The organism is Methylobacterium sp. Leaf361 (assembly GCF_001424445.1).
In the GTDB taxonomy this organism is placed as follows: domain Bacteria; phylum Pseudomonadota; class Alphaproteobacteria; order Rhizobiales; family Beijerinckiaceae; genus Methylobacterium.
In genome coordinates, this window is the sequence record NZ_LMPY01000003.1 from 157,458 (window position 1) to 181,479 (window position 24,022).

The 24,022-nt window shown below is 68.0% G+C and carries 24 protein-coding genes and 2 pseudogenes; 13 read left to right on the forward strand and 13 right to left on the reverse strand.

Translation table 11 applies throughout. The annotated features are described in order from the left end of the window. Positions 1-13 precede the first annotated feature (13 nt). Positions 14-244 carry a hypothetical protein gene (locus tag ASG32_RS33670; RefSeq protein WP_056523008.1) on the forward strand — a complete coding sequence of 77 codons (231 nt, stop codon included), beginning with the start codon at positions 14-16 and terminating at the stop codon, positions 242-244. Positions 245-495: 251 nt separating this feature from the next. Here the strand turns inward: ASG32_RS33670 and ASG32_RS32135 are convergent, their stop codons facing one another. Beyond that, positions 496-858, reverse strand: a complete 363-nt coding sequence (locus ASG32_RS32135) for a hypothetical protein (RefSeq protein WP_199866080.1) — start codon at positions 856-858, stop codon at positions 496-498. A 383-nt stretch (positions 859-1,241) separates the two neighbouring features. On the opposite strand from ASG32_RS32135, the gene ASG32_RS04425 reads away from it, so the two are divergent. The 3 genes and pseudogenes from ASG32_RS04425 to ASG32_RS32140 form a co-directional block, all read left to right on the forward strand. Further along, entirely contained in the window at positions 1,242-1,475 is a 234-nt protein-coding gene (locus tag ASG32_RS04425) for a hypothetical protein (RefSeq protein ID WP_244491801.1), read from the forward strand. A gap of 193 nt (positions 1,476-1,668) precedes the next feature. Continuing rightward, a pseudogene (locus ASG32_RS04430) lies at positions 1,669-1,905 on the forward strand (HU family DNA-binding protein); the annotation flags it as partial. Positions 1,906-2,044: 139 nt separating this feature from the next. Next, positions 2,045-2,876: pseudogene (locus tag ASG32_RS32140) on the forward strand (IS5-like element ISMra2 family transposase); the annotation flags it as partial. Between the two features lie 264 nt (positions 2,877-3,140). On the opposite strand, the gene ASG32_RS04440 reads toward ASG32_RS32140, so the two are convergent. The 6 genes from ASG32_RS04440 to ASG32_RS04465 all read right to left on the reverse strand — a co-directional run bounded on the left by ASG32_RS04440 (position 3,141) and on the right by ASG32_RS04465 (position 11,842). Then, complete coding sequence (locus tag ASG32_RS04440) at positions 3,141-4,190, reverse strand: CoA ester lyase (RefSeq protein ID WP_056523013.1); 1,050 nt, start codon at positions 4,188-4,190, stop codon at positions 3,141-3,143. Between the two features lie 142 nt (positions 4,191-4,332). Beyond that, positions 4,333-5,712 (reverse strand): DUF2778 domain-containing protein, encoded by a 1,380-nt coding sequence (locus ASG32_RS04445; RefSeq protein WP_056523015.1) that lies wholly within the window; start codon positions 5,710-5,712, stop codon positions 4,333-4,335. Between the two features lie 187 nt (positions 5,713-5,899). After that, positions 5,900-7,252 carry an MFS transporter gene (locus ASG32_RS04450; RefSeq protein ID WP_020093285.1) on the reverse strand — a complete coding sequence of 451 codons (1,353 nt, stop codon included), beginning with the start codon at positions 7,250-7,252 and terminating at the stop codon, positions 5,900-5,902. A 65-nt stretch (positions 7,253-7,317) separates the two neighbouring features. Then, positions 7,318-10,908 (reverse strand): transcription-repair coupling factor, encoded by a 3,591-nt coding sequence (mfd, locus tag ASG32_RS04455; protein WP_056523017.1) that lies wholly within the window; start codon positions 10,906-10,908, stop codon positions 7,318-7,320. Between the two features lie 381 nt (positions 10,909-11,289). Further along, positions 11,290-11,520, reverse strand: a complete 231-nt coding sequence (locus ASG32_RS04460) for a hypothetical protein (protein WP_056523020.1) — start codon at positions 11,518-11,520, stop codon at positions 11,290-11,292. A 25-nt stretch (positions 11,521-11,545) separates the two neighbouring features. Further along, positions 11,546-11,842 carry a succinate dehydrogenase assembly factor 2 gene (locus ASG32_RS04465; protein ID WP_020093288.1) on the reverse strand — a complete coding sequence of 99 codons (297 nt, stop codon included), beginning with the start codon at positions 11,840-11,842 and terminating at the stop codon, positions 11,546-11,548. Between the two features lie 190 nt (positions 11,843-12,032). Here ASG32_RS04465 and ASG32_RS04470 point away from each other — a divergent pair, with 190 nt between their 5' ends. The 3 genes from ASG32_RS04470 to ASG32_RS04480 all read left to right on the forward strand — a co-directional run bounded on the left by ASG32_RS04470 (position 12,033) and on the right by ASG32_RS04480 (position 13,946). Further along, the gene (locus ASG32_RS04470) at positions 12,033-13,010 is read left to right on the forward strand and encodes a quinone oxidoreductase (protein ID WP_056523022.1); all 978 of its coding nucleotides are present in this window, start codon (positions 12,033-12,035) and stop codon (positions 13,008-13,010) included. A gap of 9 nt (positions 13,011-13,019) precedes the next feature. After that, entirely contained in the window at positions 13,020-13,646 is a 627-nt protein-coding gene (gene pncA / locus ASG32_RS04475) for a bifunctional nicotinamidase/pyrazinamidase (protein ID WP_056523026.1), read from the forward strand. A gap of 99 nt (positions 13,647-13,745) precedes the next feature. Beyond that, entirely contained in the window at positions 13,746-13,946 is a 201-nt protein-coding gene (locus tag ASG32_RS04480) for a hypothetical protein (RefSeq protein ID WP_056523028.1), read from the forward strand. 48 nt (positions 13,947-13,994) lie between these two features. Here the strand turns inward: ASG32_RS04480 and ASG32_RS04485 are convergent, their stop codons facing one another. From ASG32_RS04485 to ASG32_RS33675, 4 genes are all read right to left on the reverse strand, one after another. Continuing rightward, a complete protein-coding gene (locus ASG32_RS04485) occupies positions 13,995-14,219 on the reverse strand; it encodes a hypothetical protein (RefSeq protein WP_056523030.1) in 225 nt (74 codons plus the stop codon). Positions 14,220-14,504: 285 nt separating this feature from the next. After that, positions 14,505-15,122, reverse strand: a complete 618-nt coding sequence (locus ASG32_RS04490; protein WP_244491803.1) for a hypothetical protein — start codon at positions 15,120-15,122, stop codon at positions 14,505-14,507. 494 nt (positions 15,123-15,616) lie between these two features. Beyond that, positions 15,617-16,177 (reverse strand): recombinase family protein, encoded by a 561-nt coding sequence (locus ASG32_RS04495; RefSeq protein ID WP_056523033.1) that lies wholly within the window; start codon positions 16,175-16,177, stop codon positions 15,617-15,619. Positions 16,178-16,417: 240 nt separating this feature from the next. After that, complete coding sequence (locus ASG32_RS33675; protein WP_157861897.1) at positions 16,418-17,083, reverse strand: hypothetical protein; 666 nt, start codon at positions 17,081-17,083, stop codon at positions 16,418-16,420. Between the two features lie 876 nt (positions 17,084-17,959). Between ASG32_RS33675 and ASG32_RS35760 the strand changes: the two genes are divergently transcribed. Together ASG32_RS35760 and ASG32_RS32150 are read left to right on the forward strand one after the other, a co-directional pair. Then, positions 17,960-18,301: a DUF6634 family protein gene (locus ASG32_RS35760; protein WP_348271883.1), complete on the forward strand. Its 342-nt coding sequence runs from the start codon at positions 17,960-17,962 to the stop codon at positions 18,299-18,301. Next, positions 18,298-20,289 carry an ATP-binding protein gene (locus ASG32_RS32150; RefSeq protein ID WP_082557740.1) on the forward strand — a complete coding sequence of 664 codons (1,992 nt, stop codon included), beginning with the start codon at positions 18,298-18,300 and terminating at the stop codon, positions 20,287-20,289. The genes ASG32_RS35760 and ASG32_RS32150 overlap by 4 nt, the downstream gene beginning before the upstream one ends. Here the strand turns inward: ASG32_RS32150 and ASG32_RS04510 are convergent. Next, complete coding sequence (locus ASG32_RS04510; protein ID WP_056523039.1) at positions 20,260-20,487, reverse strand: hypothetical protein; 228 nt, start codon at positions 20,485-20,487, stop codon at positions 20,260-20,262. The genes ASG32_RS32150 and ASG32_RS04510 overlap by 30 nt on opposite strands. Continuing rightward, positions 20,484-21,236 carry an arsenical resistance protein ArsH gene (gene arsH / locus ASG32_RS04515; protein ID WP_056523041.1) on the reverse strand — a complete coding sequence of 251 codons (753 nt, stop codon included), beginning with the start codon at positions 21,234-21,236 and terminating at the stop codon, positions 20,484-20,486. The genes ASG32_RS04510 and arsH overlap by 4 nt, the downstream gene beginning before the upstream one ends. A gap of 50 nt (positions 21,237-21,286) precedes the next feature. On the opposite strand from arsH, the gene ASG32_RS04520 reads away from it, so the two are divergent. The 4 genes from ASG32_RS04520 to ASG32_RS04535 all read left to right on the forward strand — a co-directional run bounded on the left by ASG32_RS04520 (position 21,287) and on the right by ASG32_RS04535 (position 23,998). Beyond that, entirely contained in the window at positions 21,287-21,646 is a 360-nt protein-coding gene (locus ASG32_RS04520) for a metalloregulator ArsR/SmtB family transcription factor (protein WP_056523043.1), read from the forward strand. Then, positions 21,639-22,166 carry an arsenate reductase ArsC gene (locus ASG32_RS04525; RefSeq protein ID WP_056523046.1) on the forward strand — a complete coding sequence of 176 codons (528 nt, stop codon included), beginning with the start codon at positions 21,639-21,641 and terminating at the stop codon, positions 22,164-22,166. The genes ASG32_RS04520 and ASG32_RS04525 overlap by 8 nt, the downstream gene beginning before the upstream one ends. Beyond that, positions 22,166-22,591 (forward strand): arsenate reductase (glutaredoxin), encoded by a 426-nt coding sequence (arsC, locus tag ASG32_RS04530; protein ID WP_056523048.1) that lies wholly within the window; start codon positions 22,166-22,168, stop codon positions 22,589-22,591. Before ASG32_RS04525 ends, arsC begins: the two co-directional genes overlap by 1 nt. Positions 22,592-22,702: 111 nt before the next feature. Then, the gene (locus tag ASG32_RS04535; RefSeq protein WP_056523050.1) at positions 22,703-23,998 is read left to right on the forward strand and encodes an arsenic transporter; all 1,296 of its coding nucleotides are present in this window, start codon (positions 22,703-22,705) and stop codon (positions 23,996-23,998) included. Positions 23,999-24,022 lie beyond the last annotated feature (24 nt).

Consider the following 24,022-nt stretch of genomic DNA (forward strand, 5'->3'; position numbering starts at 1 on the left):
GGGAGGTAATACCGTGACCAGTCAAGACGCGATTGATGCCTTAGCGCTGCAAAATCAGCGCTTTAATGACCTCATCCGCCTCGTCGACGACGGCATATGGTGGTCCTCTGACGCCGCTGCGAAGCTCGACGCGGCGGCGATATTCGTGCAGGTGGATCATATCCGCATCGCGCTTGATGAGATCACCAGACTGGCCAATCAAATGGCTATCCAGCCCCGCTCATTGTCCGCGGATACTCGGTAATCTCGGTATCAGGCTCTCGATGCGCAGCTTCAACCGCGTGGCTCTGATAGCCTCCACAGTCCGCCCAGGAGCATCCTCGGCTATGGCTTCAGCTTCGAGGTCCATAAGTAGGTCAATCAACTGCCCATGGTCCCGAAGCCCAGGGGACTGAGACATGCGGGCGATCATGATGATCAATTTTCGCATTACCGGGCATATCAACGGGCGGCTGTGATCTGCCATATCGGCCGCCTCAGATTTCAATTACCATCTCAGTCGCAACCGATATTCTTCACGGCTCTTGAGGCGGTGCCCTTGGTTGGGAGTGGCACTGTATTGGTCTTTGGGCCAAGCTTCCACAGGTCAATCGTCTGCCGTTTTTCCAGCGCCTTGATCCAAGTCGCAACCGGGATGCTCAGTGGTCCGAATTGCGCGACAAAGCGGTTGGTCGACCAGACTTCGGTGCGATGCTCGTCGCGCAGGCCCCGGGCTATTCGTTTAGCATCAGTGTCGTTGCGAGCCGTAATGGATTGTGATGTCAAAATGCCGCCGTTCTTGGCAAATTTGTTGACCTGATAGATCCGTCCGGCGTGATGCGAACGCGGTTGTGTAGGGAATTTAAGAAGCTCGGCCATAGAATTCGCCTGTCCGTTGCAGGCGGGGGTACAGGCCCTCAGCCACCGAAGCCTGTTTGAGCCGATCCGGTGATACCAGAACCCTGCGCTTTCGGAGGCGACAAAGATAGTCCTTATAGTGCCAGGGCCTCCAAGACAGGCTCGGTGTAGAAGCTCCGCTTCCGTTCGTCATACCGACCGGCCGCAGACCGTCACCGCATGGCTCGGCCAAACCTACCGCCCGCGAGACTTCCCACGGGGTCGCTTGGGCCGAAGTCGACCGCTACCCCTCGGCAGCCCTGCGATGGTGCTGAAACATGCGGATCGATGGTGAGGCTTGTCATACTGATGTCGCCGGAACGGTCCGTGTCCGCCAGGCGGCACTGTTAGGTCGATGTCAGGGAATGATTAGCGCGACCATGACGTCCGGTCCCTTGACTCTCGCGAACCTTCGCAAGGCGGGCGTCATCACCAGCCGGGAGATCGTCGCGGCGATCGACCCCTACATGTTGGATCCGGCCACTGGCCCTTACCTCTTCTCCAGCGGCCACAGCCTCGACATCGCAGCCATCGTGGGCACGACGTCCTCCTTGAACGGATGGAGTGAGCTGGCCACCAGGAGAATGCGTTCCGGATAGCGCTGGCCACCGCCATCATGGCGGCCCATCCTACGCCGCCATGACCCGTCGGCCGCTCGATCCCGCCGGGATCTGAAATCACGGGCGGGGGAGCGGCCGACATCATCAACGCGAGCCAATACGCAACGCGGCTCGGCCGGGACACTGCCGCGACCTGGTTGCGGTCCAGTGAATGAGGCTGCAATCCTGGCGCATGATCCGATCCGACTTGATCGCCCGCATCGCGGCACAGAACCCGCACCTCATTGCGAAAGACGTCGAAGTGGTGGTCGCCGCCATCCTTGATCGGATCGCTGCGGCGCTGGCGGCTGGCGACCGGGTCGAGCTGCGCGACTTCGGCACGTTCTCCGTCCGAGAGCATGAGGCCCGCACCAGCCGTAACCCGCGCACCGGCGAACAGATGGCCACTCCAGCTAGGGCGTCTCTGCAAAGGGTTCACAGGCCGCGGGATCGGCCCCATGTGGGCCTGATGCGACGCTTTGAACTGACTGACGCGCAGTGGGAGCAGATCGNCTAGGGCGTCTCTGCAAAGGGTTCACAGGCCGCGGGATCGGCCCCATGTGGGCCTGATGCGACGCTTTGAACTGACTGACGCGCAGTGGGAGCAGATCGCCCCGCTGCTGCCTGCGCAGAAGCCGCGCACGGGCCGGCCCGCCGAGGATCACCGCCAAGTGCTCAACGGCATGCTCTGGATCCTGCGTACCGGTGCTCCCTGGGAGGACCTGCCGGCCCGCTACGGGGCGGTCGGAACGGTGTCGAGCCGGTTCTACCGCTGGCGCAAGGCCGGCGTGTTCGACCGGGTGCTGCAGCGCCTGCAGGCGCAGGCGGACGCCCGCGGCGCCCTCGACTGGGACCTGCACTTCGTGGACGCCACGGTGGTGCGCGCCCACCAGCACGCCGCCGGGGCACGCCGGTCCGGCGCCATCGGGGGGTGAGGCGACCGTCGAGGGCGTGGGCGAAGCGCTCGGGCGCAGCCAGGGCGGGTTCTCCACCAAGCTTCATCTGCGCGCCGAGGGCGGCGGCAAGCCGATCGCGGCGGTGCTGACGGCCGGCGAAAGGCACGAGCAGTTCGCACTGGACGCCTTGATGGACAAGGGCGCGGTGCCGCGCTCGGGGCGAGGCCGCCCGCGCCTGCGGCCCCGTAGGACGGCAGGGGACCGGGGTTACTCCAGTCCGCCGGCGCGTYGTCGCCTCAGGCAGCGTCGGACCGAGCCGGTCATCCCGAGCCGCAAGGACCAGCCGCGTCAGCCCGACTTTGACAAGGCCGCGTACCGCGAGCGCAACAAGGTCGAGCGGCTGATCAACCGCCTCAAGCAGTATCGCCGCATCGCCACCCGCTACGAGAAGCGGGCTGCCAACTACCTCGCCATGGTCACCCTCGGCATGACCATGCTCTGGCTCCATCGCCACCCGCTACGAGAAGCGGGCTGCCAACTACCTCGCCATGGTCACCCTCGGCATGACCATGCTCTGGCTCACATGAGTTTGCAGAGACGCCCTAGAGCCGTATCCGACCATGTTGCAACGGTCGGGAAGGACGGCGAGCCCGGTCTCGCCATTCGCTCCAGGCCCCCTCTCCCGCACGGGAGAGGGGACCCGCGCCTCGTCCCGTCGCCGCGGCGCCACGCACGACGCCCGAGTCCGGGAGCCCGAACGGCAACCCGCTCACCCCAGCTTGTAGACCGCCGCCAGATCCGGGTCCTTGGCGGCCACGAGCTTCGCCAGGTCCACGATGACCTTGGCCTGCTTCCAGGTGGCGTCGTCCTGCATCTTGCCGTCGAGCATCACGGCGCCGGTGCCGTCCGGCATGGCCTCGACGATCCGGGCCGCGAAGGCGACCTCGGCCGGGTCCGGCGCGAAGACCCGCTTGGCGATCGCCACCTGGCTCGGGTGCAGCGTCCAGGCGCCGGCGCAGCCCATCAGGAAGGCGTTGCGGAACTGCGCCTCGCAGGCGTCGCCGTCGGAGAAGTCGCCGAACGGGCCGTAGAAGGCCTTGATGCCGTTGGCCATGCAGGCGTCCACCATCCTGGCGATGGTGTAGTGCCAGAGATCCTGCTGGGCGGTGGCGCGGGGGGCATCGCCGGAGGGATCGCTGAGCACCCGGTAATCCGGGTGGCCGCCGCCGACCCGGGTGGTCTTCATGCCGCGCGACGCCGCGAGGTCCGCCGGCCCGAGGCTCATGCCGTGCATCCGCGGCGAGGCCGACGCGATCGCGTCGACGTTGGCGACGCCCTCGGCGGTCTCCAGGATCGCGTGGACCAGGATCGGCTTCGTCACCCCGTGGCGCGCCTCGAGCTGGGCGAGCAGCTGGTCGACGTAGTGGATGTCCCACGGTCCCTCGACCTTGGGCACCATCACGACGTCGAGCTTGTCGCCGACCTCGGCCACGATCGTGAACAGGTCGTCCAAGATCCAGGGCGAGTTGAGGGCGTTGATCCGGGTCCAGAGGCCGGTGCCGGTGGCGGCGAAATCGGTGGCCTGGGCCATGGCGACGAAGCCCTTGCGGGCCGCCTCCTTCTGGTCGGCCGGGACCGCGTCCTCGAGGTTGCCCAGCACCACGTCGACGGTCTCGGCGAGCTCCGGCACGCGGGCCCGGACCTTGTCGTTGTGGGGCGGCACGAAGTGGATCATCCGCTCCAGCCGCACCGGCAGTTCGCGGAACGGGGCCGGCGCGCCGGTGGCGAGGGGCTGGAAGAAGCGGCGGGGCAGTTTCATCGGGTGCCTCTTGTCAGGGCTGGCGTCTGAGCCCCGTTAAGGCAGCTTGGGCGGGCGCGTAAAGCCGCGCCGCGCGGAAGTGATCTCGGACTTTCGTGACGCTCGGGCTTCCGGCCCGGCGCGCTGCAGGGCCCGCGGAGCCTCAGCCCCGGCCGCCCCGGCGCCCGGCGAGGCCGATCCGGTTGAGGATGCCGCCGCCGTCGCCGCTGCCGGCCACCACCACGAGGCGCCGGACCTCGCCCCGCAGGAAGGCCTGCAGGAAGCGGTTGTAGTCGCGGAACGAGACGCAGCCGTTCGAGGCGCCGGGCTGCCGCAGCATGTAGGTGTGGGCCAGCAGGCCGTCGCGGCCGTGGATCGCGGCGCTGCCGCCCACCGGGTTGAGCCGGATCGCCCGGACCCCGTGGAACAGGCGCTCGCGCTCGGTCAGCGTGTAGGTGCCGGGCGGGGTCGAGCCGCGCATGCGCAGGTGGACGTAGCGCGGGTTGTCCATGTGCTCGCCGAGGCCGGAATGGGCCTCCAGCACCTCGCCGGAGGGCAGCGTCACCGTGCGGGCGGTGATGTCGTAGACGGCCGTTCCGGCCACCGAATCGGGCTCCGGGCTGATCCGGGTGCGCGGCGCCTCCTGCGGCAGGGCGTCCGGGCTGGCATAGGCCAGTGCCTGACGGGGCTCCTGGCGGCTGTCCTGGCGGCTGTCCTGAGACGGCGCCGCGGCGCCGACGCCGAACAGCTTCTCGAAGAAGGACGGCTCCTCGGCCATCGCGGCGCGGAACACGTCGCGGGTCCGGGGCAGGGCGCGGCTCGCCACCCGCGCGGGCGGCGCCGGTGCGCGCCGCAGCTCGGGCGGGCGGGCCACCGGCAGCGGCACGAGGGCGGGAACAGGGGCGGGTGCGAGGGCGGCGGGCGTGGGCTCGGCCGCGGCCATCCGGACCGGCGCCCCCGTCCCCTTCTCGCCGGTCCTCTCGCCGGTCCTGTCCGCGACTCTCTCGGCGACTTTCTCTGCAGCTTTGGCCTGGGCCATCCGGACCTGGGCGGCCCGCGCCCGCTCCGCCTGCGCGACCTGCCGGGCGATCTCCCGGACCGCCGGGGACGGGGCGGCGGCGGCGACCTGGAAGCCGGCGACCGGCGGGGTTTCGCCCCCGAAGGCCGTGGCGGTGCCGGCGCCCAGCGCCGGGCTCCGGTCGAGCATCCAGGCGAGGCTCGGCCGCGGCGCCGCCGCGGCCTGCGGGACCGGGACGGCGGCCGGCCCGGCCGCCGCGACGGACTCCGCCTCGGGGCGGGCCGGCCCCTGCGGGTGGCTGAACACGGCCCAGCCGGCGAGGCTCACGCCGGTGAGAGCGATGAGCGTCGTCAGCCGGGCGCGGCGACGGGCGCGCCGCATGGCGCTCGGGTAGGGCGCCCGGGTGCGGACGACCGGGTCGTAGGCGGTCTCGACGTAGCTGGGGCGCGGGGGCGCCGGTCGCCGGGGTTCCGCGCTCGGATACGCGGTCTGGAACGCGGCGAGGGACAACGCAGCCTGGGCCATTCGGGAACTCGCGTACGCGCTTCCCCTGGGCAGCCGCCGCCGTTCGCCCGCGAGAGCCGTTCTCGCGCACGTGGCCCGGGTCACCCGTCTGGGGAGGACATCAACCGTCCACCCCATTAAGCCGTGCTGTGGTTAATCCCCGCTAAAGAGACAGTTTCCGCGGGCGTTCCCGTGTTGGGACACAGCCTCAGGTGGCCCGATTCGGCGCGTCCCCGGCCGCGTCGGCCGCCGGCTCCATCGGCCCGTGCCGGCGCGCGACCAGCAGGCAGAGCAGGGCCACCGGCACGCCGATGAGGGACGTGCCGACGAAGAACCACGCGAACCCGGTCCACTCGATCACGAAGCCCGAGAACCCCGCGAGCAGGCTGCCGGGCAGGGCGCAGAGCGAGGTCAGCAGGGCGTACTGGCTCGCCGCGTGCGCGGTGGCCGAGAGCCGCGACATGTAGGTGATCAGCACGATCGACGCGAAGGCGTAGGCGAAGCCGTCGATCCCGACGGTCAGCGCGAAGGTCCAGAACGCCGCGCCGCCGTGGCCGCCGTGCCAGGCGAGGTAGGCCAGCGCGAGGTGCGAGGCCGAGGCCGTCACGGTGCCGATGAGCAGGCTCGCCATCATGCCGATCCGCGGGATGATGGCGCTCGCCAGGAAGGTGCCCCCGAGCGCGATCCAGAAGCCGAACAACTTCGTCACCGTCGCGATGTCGGTGTTGGTGTAGCCGAGCGTCTTGAACAGCGGGATCGCCATGGCGTTCGAGACGTAGCCGGGCATCCGGAAGCCCGCGACCAGCGCCAGCACCGGCAGGGCGAGCGGCCCGAGCCGGGCGAGGAGGTCGCGGATCGGCGCCCAGACGGTCTCGACGAAGCCGCCGGTAGCGGGGGTCTCGGGGACGGGGGGTTCGGGCGCCAGAAGGGCCGCGACCGTGCCGGGCGCCATGAGCGCGGCCATGCACAGGTAGGCCACGCGCCAGCCATACGCGTCGGACAGATAGAGCGCGCCGGCGCCGGCCGCGAGGTTGCCGATCCGGAAGCCGATCTCGGCCCAGGACGACATCAGCGCCTGCTGCTCGGGCGGCGCGGCGGTGATGCGCCAGCCGTCGATCACCACGTCCTGGGTGGCGCCCGCGACGCCGAGCGCCAGGGAGAACGCCACCGTCCAGGCGAGCCAGTGGGCCGGGTCGCCGAAGGCGACGCCCGCCAGCGCCAGGGCGACGAGGATCTGCGTGGCGACGATCCAGCCGCGGCGCCGCCCGAGCCAGCGGCCGATGAGCGGCGCGTCGTGGCGGTCGAGGAAGGGGGCCCAGAGGAACTTGAGCTTGTAGGCGATGGTGAGCTCGCTCATCAGCCCGATCGTGGCGAGCGGCACCTTCGCCTGGACGAGCCACGCCGACTGCGTCGCGTAGACGAGCAGGAACGGGATACCCTGCGCGAAGCCGAGCCCCAGCACCGCGGCGACGCGCCGGTCGGTGAACAGGGGCGTGAGGAAGGCGCCCGGCGCGGCCTTCACCGGCTCGGGCGCGCCGGTGATCGGCGCCGGGTCTGCCATCCACGCGTCTCCTCAAGCCGCCCCGCAGGATGAGGGGTCTCGCCGGGGCGCGACGCCCCCGCCCCTCACGCCGCCTTCTTCCCCCGCTCGGCGATCTTCACGAGACTGCGCAGCACCTCGGTGGCGGTCTTGAGCCGGGCCGGGACCGTGTTCAGCTCGCGCACGAACACCACGCTCATGTCGGGCCGCACCTTCGCGAACGACGCCTGCTCGGCGACGAAGGCCACGAGCCCCTGCGGGTTGGCGTAGGAGCGGTCGCGGAAATGGACCACCACACCCTTCGGCCCGGCCTCGACCTTCTCGACGTTCGCCTTGAGGCACAGGATCTTGATCGTGCCGATCTTGAGGAGCTGCTCCACCTCCGGGGGCAGCGGCCCGAACCGGTCGATCATCTCGGCGCCGAAACTCTCCATCTCGGAATCGTCCTGGAGGGTGGCGAGCCGCCGGTAGAGCGCCAGCCGGACGCCCAGATCCTCGACGTAATCCTCCGGGATCGTGACCGGCGCGCCGAGCGCGATGGTCGGCGACCACGCCTCCTCGGGCACGTCCTCGATGCCGGCCTTGAGCGCCGTCACCGCGTCCTCCAGCATCTGCTGGTAGAGCTCGTAGCCGACCTCCTTGATGTGGCCCGACTGCGCGTCGCCGAGCAGGTTGCCGGCGCCGCGGATGTCGAGGTCGTGGGAGGCGAGCTGGAAGCCCGCGCCCAACGTGTCGAGGCTCTGGAGCACCTTGAGGCGCTGCTCGGCCTGGGCGGTGAGCTGGCGGTTCGCCGGGGTCGTGAACAGCGCGTAGGCGCGCGCCTTCGAGCGCCCGACCCGGCCGCGCAGCTGGTAGAGCTGCGCGAGGCCGAACATGTCGGCCCGGTGGACGATCAGCGTGTTGGCGGTGGGGATGTCGAGGCCGGATTCCACGATCGTGGTCGAGAGCAGGACGTCGAACTTGCCCTCGTAGAAGGCCGTCATCACGTCCTCGAGCTGGCCGGCCGCCATCTGGCCGTGGGCGACCGCGACCTTGATCTCGGGCATCTCGGCGTCGAGGAATTTCTTGACCTCGGCCAGATCCTCGATCCGCGGCACGACGTAGAAGGACTGGCCGCCGCGGTAGCGCTCGCGCAGCAGGGCCTCGCGGATGGTCAGCGGGTCGAACGGCGTCACGAAGGTGCGCACCACCAGCCGGTCGACCGGCGGGGTGGCGATGATCGAGAGCTCGCGAACCCCCGTCATGGCGAGCTGGAGCGTGCGCGGGATCGGCGTCGCCGAGAGCGTCAGCACGTGGACGTCCGCCTGGAGCGCCTTCAGCCGCTCCTTGTGGGCGACGCCGAAATGCTGCTCCTCGTCCACGATGATCAGGCCGAGATCCTTGAAGGCGATGTTCTTCGCCAAGAGGGCGTGGGTGCCGACCACGATGTCGACCGTGCCGGCGATGAGCCCGGCGCGGGTCTGCTTCATCTCCCCCGCCGAGACGAAGCGGGAGAGCTGCGCCACCTGGACCGGCAGCCCTTTGAAGCGCTCGGCGAAGGTCCGGTAGTGCTGGCGGGCCAGCAGCGTGGTCGGAACGATCACCGCCACCTGCTTGCCGGAGATCGCCGCCGCGAAGGCGGCGCGGAGCGCCACCTCGGTCTTGCCGAAGCCGACATCGCCGCAGACCAGCCGGTCCATCGGGCGGCCGGCATTGAGGTCGTCCAGCACCGCGTCGATGGCGTTGGCCTGATCCTCGGTCTCCTCGAACGGGAAGCGGGCGGCGAACTCGCCGTAGAGCCCCTCGGGCGCCTGCAGGGACGGGGCCTTCCGGACGAAGCGCTGGGCCGCGACCTTGATCAGCTCGCCCGCCATCTCGAGGATGCGGCGCTTCATCTTGGCCTTGCGGGCCTGCCACGCGCCGCCGCCGAGCCGGTCGAGGGCGACCTCGGAATCCTCCGAGCCGTAGCGGGTCAGGAGCTCGATATTCTCCACCGGCAGGAGCAGCAGGCCGCCGGTGTATTGCAGCTCCAGGCAGTCGTGCGGGGCGCCGGCGGCGTGGATCGTCTTGAGGCCCACGAACCGGCCGATGCCGTGGTCGGCGTGGACCACGAGGTCGCCGGGCTGGAGCGCCTGCACCTCCAGGATCACGTCCTGGGGCCGCTTGGCCTTGCGCTTCTGGCGGACCAGCCTGTCGCCCAGGATATCGCCCTCGGAGACGACGGCGAGTTCGCCCGCGGTGAAGCCCGCCTCCAGGCCCCAGACGGCCACGGCCGCGTCGGTTCCGCGCTTGAGCGCGTAGACGTCGGTGAGCCGGGTGATCGCCACGGGCTTCCTCAGGCCGTGGTCGGTGAGCACGCCGCAGAGCCGGTCGCGGGACCCGTCGGACCAGGCTCCCAGGATCACGTGATGACCGGATCCCTGGAGATCGCGGATATGCGCCACCGCGGCGTCGAACACGCTGGCATTCTCGTCGGCCCGCTCGGGGGCGAAGCTCCGTCCGGCCTTGGCGCCGCAATCGATGACGGCGCGCTCGGACGATTCGGGCTGCGCGAAGGGCGTGAGCCGCGCCACGGTGGCGGTGCCGATCCGCTCCTTCAGCTCGTTCGGCGTCAGGTAGAGGGCGCGGGGCGGCAGCGGCTTGTAGGGGGCGACGCCGGGCTGCGGCGTCTTCATCGCACCCTCGCGGGCCTGGTAATAGTCCTGGACGAGCGCGATCCGCTCGGCGGCAGCGTCCTCCACCTGCGGGTCGAAGACCAGCGGGACGCCGCCGAGGTAGTCGAACAGCGTGTCGAGGTGGTCGTAGAACAGCGGCATCCAGTGTTCGAGGCCGGCGTAGCGCCGCCCCTCGCTCACCGTCTCGTAGAGCCGGTCGTCCCGGGTCGCCGCCCCGAAGCTCTGGATGTAGTTCTGGCGGAAGCGGCGGATGGTCTCCGTGGTGAGCTGGACCTCGCTCATCGGCATCAGGTCGAGCGAGCGGAGCTGCCCGGTGGTGCGCTGCGTCTCCGGGTCGAAGGCGCGGATCGATTCCAGCGTGTCGCCGAAGAAGTCGAGGCGGATCGGGGCCGGCAGGCCGGGGGGCGACAGGTCGAGGATGCCGCCGCGAACCGCGTACTCGCCGGTGTCGCGCACCGTCCCGGTGCGCAGGAAGCCGTTGGCCTCGACCCAGGCCACCACGTCGTCCATCGACACGACGTTGCCGATCGCCGCCGAGAACGCCTCCTTGGCGATGTGGGCGCGGGGCGGCACCCGCTGCACCAGGGCGTTGACCGTGGTGCAGAGGATGCGCGGGCGGTCCTCGGCCGAGCGGGTGCGGGCGAGGCGAGCGAGCGCCGTCATCCGGGCGGCGGCGACCGCCGTCGTCGGCGAGACCCGGTCGTAGGGCTGGCAGTCCCAGGCCGGCAGGCTCATCACGTCCATCTCGGGCGCGACGAAGCCGAGGGCCGCCTGGAAGGCCGCCGAGCGCCCGGAATCGCGCGCCACGTGGACCAGCACCGCCGGCGTGTCGACGGTGGGCGCCAGGGCGCGGGTGAGGTCGGCGAGCGCCAGCGCGTCGAAGCCCTCCGGGGCGTTCGCCAGGACCGGGCTGTCGCCGCGCTTGAGGGCGTCGATCGCCCGGGCGAGCGCGGAGGATTTCGGCAGCGCGAAGCGCGCGACCTGCGGCTTGGCGGCGGGGGGCTTCGGCTGAGGCTTGGCCATCGGGTCTTTCGCGGGAAATCCCGCCGGGCGCGTCAGGGGAGGAGGTCGGGTGGCGTTAGCCGATCGGGCCGCCGCGATAAAGCGTCCCCGCGGTCACGGCTGAACGCATCCTATATGGCGGTTCTGCCGCGGCATGGAACGGCTGTTCGGCCGCGCTTCGGGGACACGCATGGCCGGGCCCAGAGCACCTTGCGGATCGCCTCTCCCAGGGGGGAAGAGACGGCCCCATCGTCTTTGCGAGCGCAGTGAAGCGATCCAGCGCCGCCGCACCTTCGGACGTCGCGCTGCCCTGGGTCACGTCGCTGCGCTCGTGATGACGGAGCGCGCGGCATCGGCCGAGAACTCCGATCGGATGCGACGGAAGCCCGCGGCTTACGCCCCTCAGGCGTCCGGCCCGACGATCTCCGCCAGCGCCGCCTCGACCCGGCCGCGGAAGAAGTCCGCGTTGGGCATGTGGTCGGTCATCGCGGCGGCGCGCGCCGTCGCCTGCCACAGGATCTCGGCGCGGAGCGCCGGATCGGAGCGCTCCATCATCTCCAGCATGATGCGCACCACCAGCTCGGTGGCGATCGACCGGGCCGGGTGGTCGTAGTTGGGCTTCGGTTCGTCCATCGCGGGCTCTCTCGACCGGTCGCTCTCAGGAGTGGATCGGCGCGTCGTGCCGGTGGAACGCCCGCACCCGCCGCCAGACCGACGTGTCGTAGTTCGTGGGCGTCTCGACCTCGCCGGTCAGCCACTTGAACAGGTCGCGGTCCGGCACCTCGATCAGCGCCTCGAACTGGTCGAGCTCCGCTTCCGAGAGGTCGCCGATCTCGGCATCGGCGAAGCGGCCCATGATCAGGTCCATCTCGCGGATGCCCCGGTGCCAGGCGCGGTAGAGGAGGCGGCGGCGGCGCGGATCGAGGTCGGCGCTCGTGCGGGTGGTGCCGGACATGGATGTCGGACCTCGGCTCAGGGAATGGCAGGGCCTAGATAGGCGTCCGGGTCCGGCGGATCCAGAACGGGGCCGCGGCCGGGCGGGTTACAACCGGGGCGCGAGAGGCCAAAAACGAATTGCCTCCGGCGGGCGGTCCGTTATCTCGGGCTGCAACGCCCCGGACGGGGCGGCGAGCGGGAGTCCAACGATGCCGAAGGCGATCCGGGTCTACGAGTACGGCGGTCCCGAGGTGATGCGCTTCGAGGACGTGCCCCTGGCCGAGCCGGGCCCCGGGCAGATCCGGGTCAGGCAGGCCGCCATCGGCGTCAACTTCATCGACATCTACTTCCGCACCGGCGCCTACAAGTCCCCGCACATGCCCTACACCCCCGGCAAGGAGGGCGCCGGCACCGTCACGGCGGTGGGCGAGGGCGTGACCCAGTTCAAGGCCGGCGACCGGGTCGCCTACGGCTCGGTGGCGGACGGCTGCTACGCCGAGGAGCCGGTGATCCCGGCCTCGGCGGCCGTGCCGATCCCCGACGGGGTCGACGAGAAGACCGCCGCCGCCATGATGCTCAAGGGCCTGACCGTCGAGTACCTGCTGCACCGGACCTACGCGGTGAAGCCCGGCGACACGATCCTGTGGCAGGCCGCCGCCGGCGGCGTCGGCCTGATCGCGTGCCAGTGGGCCAAGCACCTCGGCGCCACCGTGATCGGCACCGCCGGCAGCCCCGAGAAGGCGGAGCTCGCCAAGCAGAACGGCTGCGACCACGTCATCCTCTACCGCGAGGAGGACGTGGCCAAGCGCGTGCGCGAGATCACCGGCGGCAAGGGCGTGCCGGTGGTCTACGACGGCGTCGGGCAGGCGACCCTGATGGGCTCCCTGGACAGCCTCGCGCCGCTCGGCCTGCTGGCGAGCTTCGGCTCGGCCTCCGGGGCGATCACCGGGCTCGACCTCGGCCTGCTGGCCCCGCGCGGCTCGCTCTACGTGACGCGCCCGACGCTCGCGACCTTCTCGTCGAGCCGCGCCACCCTGGAGGAGGCGGCCGCTCGCCTGTTCAAGGTGGTCCGCGACGGCGCGGTGAAGATCGCGGTCAACGCCACCTACCCGCTGGCCGAGGCGCAGCAGGTACACCGCGACCTCGCGGGCCGGGAGACCACCGGCTCGATCGTGATGCTGCCGTAGGGACCGACCGTGACGCCCGGCAACGCCGACCTGCTCCTCGTCGTCGACGTGCAGGTCGACTTCCTGCCGGGCGGGGCGCTCCCCGTCCCGGGGGGCGACGCGGTGATCGGCCCGATCAACGACCTCCAGCACCGCTTCCGGCACGTGGTGCTGATGCAGGACTGGCATCCGGCCGATCACGTCTCCTTCGCCGAGACCCATCCGGGGCGGGCCCCGTTCAAGACCGTGACGCTGCCCTACGGGCCGCAGGTGCTGTGGCCGCGCCACTGCGTCCAGGGCAGCCCCGGGGCCGCCTTCGCGCCGGACCTCGCCACCGACCGGGCGAGCCTGGTGGTGCGCAAGGGGCTGGATCCGCGGGTCGACAGCTACTCGGCCTTCCTGGAAGCCGACCGGGCCACGCGCACCGGCCTCGCCGGGGCGCTCCGGGAGCGCGGCATCACCCGCGTCGCCGTGTGCGGCCTCGCCACCGATTTCTGCGTTGCCTGGAGCGCGCTCGACGCGCGCGACGCGGGGTTCGACGTCCTCGTGGTGGCGGACGCGGTGCGCGGGATCGACGTGGACGGGTCGCTCGCGCGGGCCTGGGCGCGGATGGAGGCGGCGGGCGTCCGCCGGATCGCCGCGGCGGAGATCGCTTGAGGGCGTGCGGGGACCGGGAGGCGAACCGCCGCACGCCGCGCGGGAGACCGGCCCCGCGCCGACGCGTTGGCCCGACATCAGCATCCGACAGGAGCCTGCATGTCATCCAAGCACCCGAAGACCGACACGCCCACGGACGCCGACCTCAAGGGCAATCCCGGGATCGGCACCTCGAAGGGGATGAGCGGCGCCGACCCCGCGGATCTGCAGGCGGATTCGACCTTCGAGGGCGACGTCGACAACGAGACGAAGCTCGATGGCGGCGTCGACCCCGACCACCGGCCGCGCAAGAACGCGTGACCGAGAACGCGTGACCGGATGCCCGGGCCGGTGCGGCCCGGGTCGATCTCAGCGACTGCGCGCCGGCGCCTTCGGCCGCTGCGGTGCGGGGGCTGCGGGCTTGGCGCTCGGGCCGCCTGCCGGAACGTAGACCTGGGCCGGGCTCGCGGTGTAGCCCCGGAGCTGGGCCGCGTTGGCGGCCCCGAAAGCGGATGTGCCGTCCGCGCGGGCGGCGCCCGCCGCGAGGGCCGATAGAAGCGCGGCGGCCAGGGCCAGGCGGGCGTGCTTCGGCATCGACAGGGTCCTTGTGTTCGCGCGGGCTCGAGAAACCCTGATCCGTACCGGATCGCTCCGCTCTGCGATCGACCCGGCCTTCCCGACGTGCGGAACCGCACAGGCGCCGTGTCGTGCATGACGGCGGCGGCTCCATCGCTTTCCGGTTGATCGCTTCCCCACCGTCGTCGTTGCGAGTGGAGCGAAGCGATCCAGGGCCAGCGCCACGCTGACCGATGTCCTGCTGCCCGGGGCCACTTCGCTGCGCCCGTGATGACGGAGCGTGGGCCTGCCCCGGAGGCCGTGTCAGAGCGCCAGCCCGAGCTGGAGCGGCGCCTCCGGCGCGTCCTGCGCGAAGCCCGACAGCGACACCCCGATCAGCCGCGCGCTGCGGCGCAGGGGGAACAGGCCGGCGAGCAGGTCGAGGCCGATCCGCTCCAGGGCGGCCCGGTCGGCCACCGGCACGGCGAGGGACTTCGCTCGGGTGACCTGCGCGAAATCCGAGAACTTGAGCTTCAGGGTCACGGTCCGGGCGCGCATGCCCTTGGCGTCGGCGCCCGCCCAGACCTTGTCGAACAGCGGCGCCAGCCGGGCGGCCAGGACCTCGAAGGCGGCGGTGTCGTCCGAGAAGGTGGTCTCGGCCCCGATCGACTTGCGCACCCGGTGGGCGCGGACCGGCCGCGCGTCGATCCCGCGGGCGACCGCGTGGTAGTAGGCGCCCGCGGAGCCGAAGGTCTCGCGCAGGCGCTCCGGCGTCCAGGCGCGGAGATCCGCCCCGGTCTCGATCCCGAGCCGCTTCATCTTCGCCTCGGTGACCGGGCCGACCCCGTGGAACCGGCCGATCGGCAGCGCCGCCACGAAGTCCGGCCCCATGGCGGGGGTGATGACGAACAGGGCGTCGGGCTTGCGGTGGTCGGACGCCACCTTGGCGAGAAATTGTTATGCGCACCTGCCAGCGTCAACTGAGAGAGAGAGCATTGAAATAGAACGGCTTTCCGCGTTGCGCTGAGGCAAATTGTAAACAATTTGCCTCAGCGCAACGGTCACGGTGGTCGCCCTACCGCTTACGGTCGTTCCCTGCTCGTGCCGCAAACGGCCATCGTGGGCTTCAAACTGCGGCGAATGACCGCATGAGAACGAGATCGAACTTGAGCGCGTTCCGATAGCCAGACGGCTGGGCTGGCCTCAAGGCACGCTTCGCTCCCTGGCCTTGACCCCAGCCCAACCGTCCGGCGGTTGGTTGCCATGGGGGCAAGCCCCCACCTCTGCGCAGGCGATGCCGCGCAGGTTGTCAGAAGCCTTTAAATGGTTCGCATAGCGGCGGGGTACGATCCCAGCACGCATCGCCCGCTTCGAAGGCTCGCTGCTCGTCCTGCTGAATAGCCGCCGCAAAGCAAAGCTGAGGCGCACGGCGCACGCTATCGACCACCAGCAGCGAGGTGCCGGTAGAGGGTAGCCTTCGAGACGTTGAAGCGAGCTGCCACTTCTTTCGAGGTGAGAGAGCCATCCGCCAGCAACGCACGAGCGGCCCCTACATCCTTCGGTTCCATCAGCTTCGGTCGGCCGCCTACGCGTCCCTTACGGCGTGCCTCTGCCAGTCCTGCCGTGGTGCGCTCGCGGATCAGCTCCCGCTCGAACTCGGCGATGGCTCCTAGCATGTGAAAGACGAGCATCCCGCCAGGTGATGAGGTGTCGATGGAATCAGTCACGGATACGAGGCCAATTCCGCGCCCCTTCAGATCCTCAGCTGTGTCGATGAGCTGCTTGAGGGAGCGAGCCAACCGATCAAGCTTCCAGACGACCAGAGTGTCCCCTTTCCGCAGGATATCACCCATCAAGTGCATCAACTCCGGCCGGTCAGTGCGAGCACCGGACGCCTTCTCGGTGATGATGCGCTCGCATCCGGCCTCTCGCAGACGCTCAAGCTGAAGGCCGGGATTCTGGTCAAGAGTTGATACGCGAGCGTAGCCAATGCGCATCTGACGGTCTCATTTCTCATCACCAGCATGAGATTATGAGACGTTAGTTTCAAGACCAATTTTGAGACAGAGGACAGGCAAATTGCCACGTGACACGCCCACCTTTACCAACCGTCGCAAAAACGTTGGTTTTTGATACGACAGATGATCACCCGCTCACTTCAGCGGGCAATATGCCTTCCGTCCTCGCGAGCCTGCAGATCAATGCACGGTCTTAGCCGATCAGAACCCAGACGAACCTTAGCGCAGCTTTTTCCAGATCGCCGCGACTCGAGCATGTATCTCGTTAGTTCCAGCCGAATACGTCTCGATCGAAACGCTTGCCGGGCTATTTGACCCCGAAATCATGATTATATTATTGTCGTCTATTGTCTTCAGCTTTCTTAGTATGTAACTCGCAGAACTTCGAATTAAGTACACCTGCCCGTCCACAATACCGGAAGGCTCCAGCTCAACAATCAGATCGTCGCCAATCTCGATCATTGGCGCCATTCCGCTGTCGGGAGCGCTGATGGCAGCCGCTTTCGCGGGAGAAATTCCAGCCAGACGGTCGATCTCGACGAGCACTTGGTCGCCGCCGTCGATCAGCGAAGCATTCGTGCCGATCTCCAGGCGGGGGATCAACGCCGTCCTTCCGTTCCAGCCCTCGTTTGGCATTCCTCTGCCAGAAATCAGCCAATCCGACCTCACTCCGGCAGTTTCCGCTATAGAGGAAAAAAATGCAAGCGATGGCGCTTTGGTGCCTCCTAGAACCTCGTACATATATGATTTGCCAATGCCGGCCCGCCGAGCGAACACGTACGGCGCTTCACCATTCAGGACACTGCGTATTCGATCGGCGTACCCCGCCTCAACGCCGGAAACCGGCAGTTCCGTCGGCTCGGTTTCTGAAGGGGTAGCGGCCAAAGAAACGTCAACCTTCGCTTGAAGGGATCATTCCTTTCCGCTAAGGCGGAAAGGAGGGGACGAGATCCCGAGTGGAGCCGCATACCGTTCCTTCGATATCACGTTCGTCAAGAGCTGCCGGGTGAGTTTCGCTCCGTCTGGCCGCCTTTATCGTAGGCACATGCAATGCTAACTTATTTTCAGCACCTTGCCGCAAATCCGCTTGCGCTTCGCACTTTGGCGGAGGATCACGTTGATATTCTGTTCGAAGATAGGCCCACCAAGGGAGACCTTGAGCGTGCACCATTGATCAGAAACTGGAAATTACTTCGGTCGCGGTCGAGGAGATTGGAAGGAACACTTGAGAGCGGCGAGAGGCTAAACGAAAATACCTCTCTAATTTGGAGTCTCAATTTAGCTTCGGGATGGGTGCGAACCACGCAAGGGTTCTATCGCCTTGCACAGTCAGAAATCACTAGCGTCGAAGATTTTGGGGCGAAAAAAGTACACCGCCTTGGCAAACTTCAGGTTTTAGATTTTTAATTAGTGGGTCGATCTAAATTGTTTATGCCAAAAATATGGGGTTCCATTCATTTAGTACTCGGTGAACACCTTTAGAAGATCCTCATATACCAATATGAAGGCCTCGGAAGCAATCTATTATCTTCATTCGAAAGCATGACTACGTGTTTTATCAGCGTTCGAGTGAATAAATTTGTTTTCGGCAGCACGCGATCTAACGCTTACCACAAAACTATTGACCCATTGGCTCGGTGATCCGGATACCCGTGGGTGTCTAGACAGTCTGGTCACCCGCGCCGTCGCCGCAAGCAGTTCCTGATTTCCTGAACGTCCCTGCAATCAATCGGTCGCGAGAGCGTGCCGGAACGAGGAGTCATGCCCGTGCCTGTCCTACATCGCGGCCTCGGTCCCTTCCCGGATCTCGCTCGAGTTGCAGATCAGCTTCGCCGACTATCCGACGATCTCGATCGCATCGCTCGCGGCGAACATCCGGGATCGAGCGACCTGCAGGAGGCACCTCTTCTCATGGAATGGAAGGTGTGCCTCGCTCCCGTCCCGCACCTAACAGGGATCGTGCTCGGCCACCCCTACATTCCAGACGGACACACCTGCCACACAAGCCAACTCTTCACGTTCGACCCAACGACCGGCTACGCCCGGACGTGGTCGAGATTCTACCGCCTGCTGCCGCGTCCGGCGCCAGGAGGCGCCCAGTGAAGTTTCGAACGTCGCCGTCGAAGCAGCCCCCCAAGGCATCTACCCGGTCGGGCAGCGGGATCCCCCCGCATCCTGCGACGGGCGCTGAGTTCATCTGCCGCGCCCTGATCGTCCGAGCTTTCCGGCGGGTCGGACTTCAGCGCATCCTGAAGGGGGGCGCAGGTGTCGCGACGCTCGCCATCGACGATCCGAGCGACGCAAAGTTCGTCGATTGGGCAGCGTGCACTCTGTTGGGTGACGGCGCGCGAAACGAGCGGTCCGGCTGGCACGTGGTCGATCTCGTCTCGCACAAGTCGCAGACACCTGCATCCTTAGGCATCGACCTCCTGCAGCAGGAAGGCCGTGAGGATATCACGACCGTCTTCATCGTCGGCAGCAGAACAAGCTTGTCTTCGGACTCCGCTGCGATGATCGACGGCTGCGCAAAGCTGGACAGGCCTGATTGGATCATCGTGAAAGCCGCCTTCAGAGCCGTGATGGGACAGATCCCGGCGACGCCGCTGCCAAAAGAGATGCTCGCCGTCATCCCTCTCTCCGCCTACGGATCGGCGATCCGGCCTGGAGCCGGTTGCAGCCGAGCGATCGAGCGATTGCGCCGCCTCGCTGAAAATCGCATGGCTTGGCAGCCCGGCGTGGTGCGGCGTTCGAAGGCGGGTCCAGCCATCACGGATCTGCATGGATTGGGCGAAGCGGCAGAATGGGGAAAGACCCTCGCGCGAGACCTGCAGGACTATCGCGCGGGGCGCATTCGATGGCGCGACGTCGACCGGGGAGCGCTTCTATCAGGGCCCTTTGGATGTGGAAAAACCACCTTCGCGCAAGCACTTGGCCGCACTTGTGGAGTGCCGGTCCACGTCCATTCGCTGGCAGAATGGCAGACCCGGGGGCATCTGAACGACGTTCTGAAGGCCATGCGCGAAGCCTTCGCGTTGGCGAAGGCCACGGCGCCGTCGGTGCTGTTCATCGATGAGATCGATAGCTTTGGCGATCGCGCCAAGCTCAGCGGCCACAACGCAACCTACAACCGCGAAGTCATCAACGCCCTGCTGGAATGCCTCGACGGCGTCGATGACCGGGAAGGCGTAGTCGTGGTCGGGGCGACCAACTATCCCGAGGTCGTCGACGCCGGCCTCAGGCGACCCGGACGCCTCGATCGGCACATCGTGATCCCGTTGCCCGACTTGGAGGCCAGGATCGGGATCCTGCAATATCACCTCGCCGGCGATCTCGCCGGGCACGACCTGGTCCCCATCGCGAAGCGGCTGGAAGGCGCTTCGGGGGCCGCGCTCGAACAGGTCGTTAGAAGCGGACGGCGTCTCGCCCGAGTTGCCGATCGCTTCCTTGCGGTCACCGATCTCGAAGCAAGCCTTCCAGCAACCGTGCACCTCTCGGGTGCTGCCTTCAAAAGGTCCTGCATCCATGAGGCGGCACACCTGATCACAGCCCTGCTTCTCGAGCCAGAGACCGGCTCGACGCCTGTCGAAGCGGTCGTCAATCGAGAGGTGGTCGGCGTCGAGGCCGGGCACACCCTGTTCAAGCGCGATCCGGGATTCGACAGGACCCGCTCTTCTAGCTTGGCGGAGGCTGTAATCCTTCTCGCCGGTGTCGCCGGCGAACGTGTCGCGCTCGGCGACGTGGGGCTCGGCGCCGGCGGAAGAAGCGACTCCGACCTCGCTTTGGCGACAAGGCTACTGGCCGAAATGGAGTTGTCTCATGGGCTCGGAAACGGCCTTGTGTTCGCGGCCCCTGCCGGTTGGCTCGACCTCTTTTCGTGGCTGCAGCAGGAGCCGGGACTGCGAAGGCGCGTGGACGCGCTCCTACGGACGTGTCTCGATCGCGCGGTCGGTCTGCTCTCGGCCGACCGGCCAGCGCTCGATGCGGTTGCGGATGTGCTCGCCCGATACGGCAGGATCTCAGCCGCAGATGCGCGTGAGAAGATCTCAACGTTGCGGCCGAGCTCAGATCGAGTCCGTCCAATTTTCGGCTGAAGGATCCGTGCTCACCCGGTGCGCGACTATGGTCAAGATCAAGCCGATCGTGCCGATCGGCAGAATGACGAACATCAAGATCTCGTTGCGAGCACCCTCGAGGAACGGCATGCCGAGCGCTACGAGTGCTCCCATCGTGGCGAGGTAGATCAGCAAGAACCCCGCCGTAATCAGCCGGAAGTGGTCGCGCTGGGTCATGGCACCCCCTTGGTGAAGCCGATGTCGGCGGCGACGGCCTTGAGCCGCTCTGGTTCTCTCTCCTTGCGCTCGCTGTAGCGGTCCACGAGGTAGTCGGCGCGCTCCCGGGTCAGGAGCGTGAATTTCATCAGCTCCTCGCACACGTCCACCACGCGGTCGTAGAGCGGTCCCGGCTTCATGCGTCCGGCCTCGTCGAATTCCTTGTAGGCCATCGGCACGGACGACTGGTTCGGTATGGTGATCATCCGCATCCAGCGTCCGAGCACGCGCAGGGAATTGACCGCGTTGAAGCTCTGCGACCCGCCCGAGACCTGCATCACGGCCAGGGTCCGCCCCTGGGTCGGGCGGACCGAACCCTCGCTAAGCGGCAGCCAGTCGATCTGGCTCTTCATCACGCCGGTCAGGTTGCCGTGCCGCTCCGGCGACACCCAGATCTGGCCTTCCGACCAGATCGAGAGGTTGCGCAGCTCCTGCACCTTCGGGTGGTCGGCCGCCGTGTCGTCGGGCAGCGGCAAGCTGTGCGCGTCGTAGATCCGGACCTCGCCGCCCATGGCCTCCAGGAGCCGGGCGGCCTCATGGGCGAGGAAGCGGCTGAACGAGCGCTCCCGCAGCGAGCCGTAGAGGACCAGGAACCGAGGCGCGTGTGTGAAGGGCTTCGGAACCTGGAGCTGCGCGGGCGTCGGCAGAGCGAAATGGGCTTCGCTCAGGTTCGGCAGGCCGTCGGTGAAAGGCTGAAGGGGCTTGTCCAAGACGAAGCTTTCTCATACGTTCAAGCGATCGTCGTAAGGTTGGAACGAAAATGGACGAACGGCAAGCCCTCGCCGCCTTCGTTGCCCTCGGCCAGGAACACCGCCTGCGGCTCGTGCGCTCGCTCGTGACCGCTGGTCCCGAAGGGTCGGCCTCGGGCGCCTTGGCCGTGGAAGTCGGCGTCTCGGCGTCCACCGTGTCGTTCCACCTCAAGGAACTGGAACACGCGGGGCTGGTCCAGTCCCGCCGCGAGGGTCGGTCGATCATCTACAGCGCCGCGTTTCCGGCGCTGTCCGGTCTGATCGCCTTTCTGATGAGCGACTGCTGCCAAGGACGCCCGGAGGTCTGCGCCCCGGCGGTCGAGGCGCTGGCCGCCTGCTGCAGCCCCAAGGGAGACATCGCCCATGCCTGACCGCGTCTACAACGTCCTATTCCTCTGCACGGGCAATTCGGCCCGCTCTATCCTGGCCGAGTCCATGCTCAACAAAGAGGGCAAGGGGGTCTTCCGCGCGTTCTCCGCTGGCAGCCAGCCTAAGGCGGACGTGAACCCGATGGCCGTTCAGGTGCTCCGCGAGAGCGATTACCCGACCGAGGGCCTGCGCTCGAAGTCCTGGGACGAGTTTGCCGGCCCCGATGCGCCGGTGATGGATTTCGTGTTCACGGTCTGTGACAACGCCGCTGGGGAGACTTGCCCTTACTGGCCGGGTCAACCGGTGACCGCGCACTGGGGAATCGAGGATCCCGCAGCCGTCGAGGGGACGGACATCGAGAAGAAGACCGCCTTCATCACCGCGCAGCGCTACCTCAAGAACCGGATCTCGGCCTTCGTCGCGCTGCCGATCACCAGCCTCGACCAGGTCGCACTATCCTCCAGGGTCCGCGAGATCGGGCAGCTCGCCGGCGCCACCTCGCCCCGGCCGGAGGTCGCGTGATGGACGTGGTGATCTACCACAACCCGGATTGCGGGACCTCGCGCAACACCCTGGCCCTCATCCGCAACGCCGGCGTCGAGCCGCACGTGATCGAATACCTTAAGACGCCGCCGAGCCGCACCATGGTGCGCGACCTCGCCCGGCGGGCGGGCATCACCGTCCGGGAGCTCCTGCGCGAGAAGGGCACGCCTTTCGCGGAGCTCGGGCTGTCCGACCCCGCCCTGACCGACGAGCAACTCCTCGACGCCATCGGCGAGCACCCGATCCTGATGAACCGCCCCCTGGTGGTGAGCCCGAAGGGCGTGCGCCTGTGCAGGCCCTCGGAGGAGGTCCTCGATCTCCTGCCGACGCAGCAGGGCGAGTTCTCCAAGGAGGATGGCGAGCGCGTCGTCGACGAGCACGGCCGCCGCGTCGCCAGCGCCTAGGACCCCTCCACCCATCATCTGACGTGCTGCCGCAGGGCGGTCCGCTCCCCGGACCGCCCGCGCTCCCGCGCGGCCCGAACCCGACCCCAACTTCAGGCAGAACAGGCCGCGATGCTCGCGTTCATCATCTTCGCCGTCACCCTCGTGTTCGTCATCTGGCAACCCAAGGGGTTCGGGATCGGGTGGAGCGCCCTGATCGGCGCCGCCGTCGCCCTGGCTACGGGCGTTATTCACGCTGAGGACATCCCGACCGTCTGGCACATCGTCTGGGACGCAACCTTCACCTTCGTCGCCCTGATCATCATCTCGCTGCTGCTGGACGAGGCCGGGTTCTTCCACTGGGCGGCGTTGCACATCGCCCGCTGGGGCGGCGGTCGAGGCCGACTGCTGTTCCCGCTCGTGGTCTTGCTCGGCGCCGCCATCGCGGCTGTGTTCGCCAACGACGGCGCGGCCCTGCTCCTGACGCCCATCGTCCTGGCCATCCTGCTGCGGCTCGACTTCAGGCCGTCCGCGGCCCTGGCCTTCATCGTCGCCTGCGGCTTCGTGGCGGATTCGACCAGCCTGCCGCTGGTCATCTCGAACCTCGTGAACATCGTCAGCGCCAACTACTTCGACATCGGCTTCGGCCGGTACGCCGCCGTCATGGTGCCGGTCGACCTGGTATCGCTGGCCGCAACCCTCGTCGTGCTCTGGGCCTACTACCGGCGGGACGTCCCGGATGCGTATCCCGTCGCCGAGCTGGAGCCGCCCCGCGCCGCCATCAGGGACCCGCTCGTGTTCCGCGCGGCCTTCCCGCTGCTCGGCCTCCTGCTCATCGCCTACTTCGTCACCGCGCCGTTCGGGGTGCCGGTCTCCGTCGTCACCTGCGCCGGGGCCGCCGCGCTGCTGGCGCTCGCCGGCCGGACCGGCGTGATCCCGATCCGGAAGGTCCTGACCGGCGCTCCTTGGCAGATCGTCCTGTTCAGCCTCGGTATGTACCTCGTGGTCTACGGGCTGCGGAACGCCGGGCTCACCGATTACCTCGCGCAGGGTCTGACCTGGCTCGCCGGGCACGGGCCGTGGGTCGCCACCATCGGCACCGGCTTCGCGGCCGCCATCCTGTCCTCGGTGATGAACAACATGCCGAGCGTCTTGGTGGGCGCGCTGTCGATCCAGCAGGCGCCGGACCTGTCGCCTCTGACCCGCGAACTCATGGTCTACGCCAACGTCATCGGATGCGACCTCGGCCCGAAGTTCACACCCATCGGAAGCCTGGCGACCCTGCTGTGGCTGCACGTCCTCGCCAGCAAGGGCCAGCGGATCACCTGGGGCCAGTACATGAAGGTCGGCCTGACCATCACGCCGCCGGTCCTTCTCGTCACGCTGGCGGCGCTCGCCCTCTGGCTTCCCGTCCTCGGTGCGCGATGACCGTCGGCCGCCGAGTCGGCCCTT

Bases quoted from the DNA above. Each gene is read 5' to 3' on its own strand.
- ASG32_RS04480 (WP_056523028.1), top strand. From the start codon at position 13,746: ATGTCATCCAAGCACCCGAAGACCGACACGCCCACGGACGCCGACCTC.
- ASG32_RS04470 (WP_056523022.1), top strand. From the start codon at position 12,033: ATGCCGAAGGCGATCCGGGTCTACGAGTACGGCGGTCCCGAGGTGATG.
- ASG32_RS04510 (WP_056523039.1), bottom strand. From the start codon at position 20,487: ATGACCCAGCGCGACCACTTCCGGCTGATTACGGCGGGGTTCTTGCTG.
- ASG32_RS04425 (WP_244491801.1), top strand. From the start codon at position 1,242: ATGATTAGCGCGACCATGACGTCCGGTCCCTTGACTCTCGCGAACCTT.
- ASG32_RS04445 (WP_056523015.1), bottom strand. From the start codon at position 5,712: ATGGCCCAGGCTGCGTTGTCCCTCGCCGCGTTCCAGACCGCGTATCCG.
- ASG32_RS04485 (WP_056523030.1), bottom strand. From the start codon at position 14,219: ATGCCGAAGCACGCCCGCCTGGCCCTGGCCGCCGCGCTTCTATCGGCC.
- ASG32_RS04495 (WP_056523033.1), bottom strand. From the start codon at position 16,177: ATGCGCATTGGCTACGCTCGCGTATCAACTCTTGACCAGAATCCCGGC.
- ASG32_RS04460 (WP_056523020.1), bottom strand. From the start codon at position 11,520: ATGGACGAACCGAAGCCCAACTACGACCACCCGGCCCGGTCGATCGCC.
- ASG32_RS35760 (WP_348271883.1), top strand. From the start codon at position 17,960: ATGCCCGTGCCTGTCCTACATCGCGGCCTCGGTCCCTTCCCGGATCTC.
- arsC (WP_056523048.1), top strand. From the start codon at position 22,166: ATGGACGTGGTGATCTACCACAACCCGGATTGCGGGACCTCGCGCAAC.
- mfd (WP_056523017.1), bottom strand. From the start codon at position 10,908: ATGGCCAAGCCTCAGCCGAAGCCCCCCGCCGCCAAGCCGCAGGTCGCG.
- ASG32_RS32135 (WP_199866080.1), bottom strand. From the start codon at position 858: ATGGCCGAGCTTCTTAAATTCCCTACACAACCGCGTTCGCATCACGCC.
- ASG32_RS04440 (WP_056523013.1), bottom strand. From the start codon at position 4,190: ATGAAACTGCCCCGCCGCTTCTTCCAGCCCCTCGCCACCGGCGCGCCG.
- ASG32_RS04450 (WP_020093285.1), bottom strand. From the start codon at position 7,252: ATGGCAGACCCGGCGCCGATCACCGGCGCGCCCGAGCCGGTGAAGGCC.
- ASG32_RS04465 (WP_020093288.1), bottom strand. From the start codon at position 11,842: ATGTCCGGCACCACCCGCACGAGCGCCGACCTCGATCCGCGCCGCCGC.
- ASG32_RS04535 (WP_056523050.1), top strand. From the start codon at position 22,703: ATGCTCGCGTTCATCATCTTCGCCGTCACCCTCGTGTTCGTCATCTGG.
- ASG32_RS04525 (WP_056523046.1), top strand. From the start codon at position 21,639: ATGCCTGACCGCGTCTACAACGTCCTATTCCTCTGCACGGGCAATTCG.
- ASG32_RS04520 (WP_056523043.1), top strand. From the start codon at position 21,287: ATGGACGAACGGCAAGCCCTCGCCGCCTTCGTTGCCCTCGGCCAGGAA.